Source organism: Bartonella sp. ML69XJBT, from assembly GCF_028618515.1.
In the GTDB taxonomy this organism is placed as follows: domain Bacteria; phylum Pseudomonadota; class Alphaproteobacteria; order Rhizobiales; family Rhizobiaceae; genus Bartonella.
This window is the reverse complement of the sequence record NZ_JAQITB010000095.1, coordinates 1-2,087: the sequence shown is the minus strand read 5'-3', so window position 1 is coordinate 2,087 and position 2,087 is coordinate 1. Positions and strand designations below refer to the sequence as shown.

Genomic DNA, 2,087 nt, shown 5'->3' with positions numbered 1-2,087 from the left:
CCCACAGCACGACACAGCCTGTCTGATTCTGATGCAGCAGCAGCTTGTGCTTCTTCTTTACAAGTGTAACAACCACGCAGACGACGCACGGGACCACTAAAACCTGTCTGATGTTTGACTTGGCATTGCTGCCCTTTTGAGCGATCAAAATAAGCAGCTTCAATAGTGCCATATTGCGTGCGTGGCTCGAGGGTAAATTCCCAGTTGGAACAGTCGTGTTTATAGATGTCGAGTGCTGGTAAGTTATCTCCGCTTAAAAACAAAAACTTATTGTCCTTGATCAAAAAACGTGCCTGCATGCGGTCAGCAAGGCGGGTTAAAAAATCAACAGCCGATTGATCTGTACGAATCACATAAGGTAAAGTTTGTTTGCTAAACTGAGGACTGACCTTTGCTTGATAGCCATGGCGTTTGGCGAGTGTCTCAACAATCTCACCCACAGTTTTGTGATCGAAATGCTCACTCACCTGTTCTTTGAGCTCTTTACGCATCGAGGCGCTTTTGCCACAAAGGCGCAAGATCTCTCCATCACTGCCCCCACAACTCACAACCGATTCCACAACAAAACACCCCATAAAAGCACTGATGCTGTTCTCATAGCCAAAGATGACTTGCAGTGCACTGTTGCTTGATGGAACCTCTAAATCATTGCCACACTCATCAAACTCTGCTTCAAATGTATCGGCTTCATTACCGGCATGATCTGTGATGGTTGCGGTTAAAAGACGCTGGTAAAAAACCTCATGAACAGGTTTGTCTCCCACCTTAACCACAATAAAAGGGTGTGTGCGCATTAATCCCATAACCGCTTCACCATACTTTGGGGATGAGACAACACAAATTCTGGCAAAATGACCTTCAAGCCCCGTGGTAAAATTGGACCATATTTGGCAATCTCTGGATTGGCTTGCAATGTGGCTTCACAATAGCCGTTTAGTGCCCCAACTTGAGAACGGTCCCCTAACACAGCCATGGCATGTTGAAAGCAGAGGAGATCGAGACTCATATCCTCCAGCTCTACAACAACACGCTTTTCTGGTATCTTCATAGAGTTTGCCCCACTTGGATTTGTCCTTGCGGTTTTCCGCCATTAAAAAAGGGTAAGAGACTGATGGAATAGCGGATACGCTGGGATTGACCGGAGCGACTGATAAAGTCGTGGTCTTTCGTGATACTGGTGATCACCACGGGTCCATGGAGAAGGACACTATAGGTGGTATCATTGATCCAACGAAGCATCTGGACCGGCTTTGCTCTTTTGATCGTTGTGGTGATGGCATCAATGGCTACACGATCACCAAATTCTTCTGGAAACCAAACGCCATGAATGGTTTTGGGATCATTGCCATAGCCAGTAAATTGCAAACTAGGCGACCTGCCAAAACGCTCTAAGCAAACCCATGAGGCAGAGAATTCCTCTTCAAAGGATTGGAAATTAAGCCAGTCCACATAAAATTGATGTGGACCTAACATCATCAAAGGATCTTGCATGCTCCCTCCCCTCATTGCCTTCCTGCCATTATTCGGTCCCTCCATGCAATGCATTGGCGTGTGCGCGTTGAATGGCGTGTCTAACCGCACGACCAGTGGCAACAAGATCACGTGCGCCATTGACATGTACTGTGACATTTTGAGTGCGATACATAAGTTTGTGTGTCCCTCCCCTCATTGCCTTCCTGCCATTATTCGGTCCCTCCATGCAATGCATTGGCGCGTACCCGTTGAATGGCGTGTCTAACCGCACGACCAGTGGCAACAAGATCACGTGCGCCATTGACATGTACTGTGACATTTTGAGTGCGATACATAAGTTTGTGTGTCCCTCCCCTCATTCTGTTCCCCCATGCAATGCATTGGCGCGTGCCCGTTGGATGGCGTGAGCAACCGTTCGACCGGTAGCAATGGGATCACGTGCGCCATTGACATGCACCGTGACATTTTGATTGTGCGTAATGGGGACGCGCTCTTTCTCTCTTTGCTCTCTCACAGAGTAATTGGCATACCCCGCCCCCGCAAATTGTGCTATGGGTTGAATGGTTGTTTTGCCCCCAAGCCAACTTGGCAAATGAAACAGGTCGGATAAATCA

The 2,087-nt window shown here is 47.8% G+C and carries 5 protein-coding genes and 1 pseudogene; all 6 read right to left on the bottom strand.

Annotated elements, in window-relative coordinates:
• A partial coding sequence (locus PVV68_RS10205) for a late control protein (RefSeq protein WP_273783018.1) occupies positions 1–803 on the bottom strand: 803 nt, incomplete at its 3' end.
• Positions 794–1,048: a tail protein X gene (locus PVV68_RS10200; protein WP_273783017.1), complete on the bottom strand. Its 255-nt coding sequence runs from the start codon at positions 1,046–1,048 to the stop codon at positions 794–796. The genes PVV68_RS10200 and PVV68_RS10205, both read right to left, overlap by 10 nt.
• Positions 1,045–1,491: a phage tail protein gene (locus tag PVV68_RS10195; protein WP_273783016.1), complete on the bottom strand. Its 447-nt coding sequence runs from the start codon at positions 1,489–1,491 to the stop codon at positions 1,045–1,047. The genes PVV68_RS10200 and PVV68_RS10195 overlap by 4 nt, the downstream gene beginning before the upstream one ends.
• Positions 1,492–1,519: 28 nt before the next feature.
• Positions 1,520–1,645: a hypothetical protein gene (locus PVV68_RS10190; RefSeq protein WP_273783015.1), complete on the bottom strand. Its 126-nt coding sequence runs from the start codon at positions 1,643–1,645 to the stop codon at positions 1,520–1,522.
• Positions 1,646–1,682: 37 nt separating this feature from the next.
• Positions 1,683–1,808 carry a hypothetical protein gene (locus PVV68_RS10185; RefSeq protein WP_273783014.1) on the bottom strand — a complete coding sequence of 42 codons (126 nt, stop codon included), beginning with the start codon at positions 1,806–1,808 and terminating at the stop codon, positions 1,683–1,685.
• Between the two features lie 20 nt (positions 1,809–1,828).
• Positions 1,829–2,087: pseudogene (locus PVV68_RS10180) on the bottom strand (hypothetical protein); the annotation flags it as partial.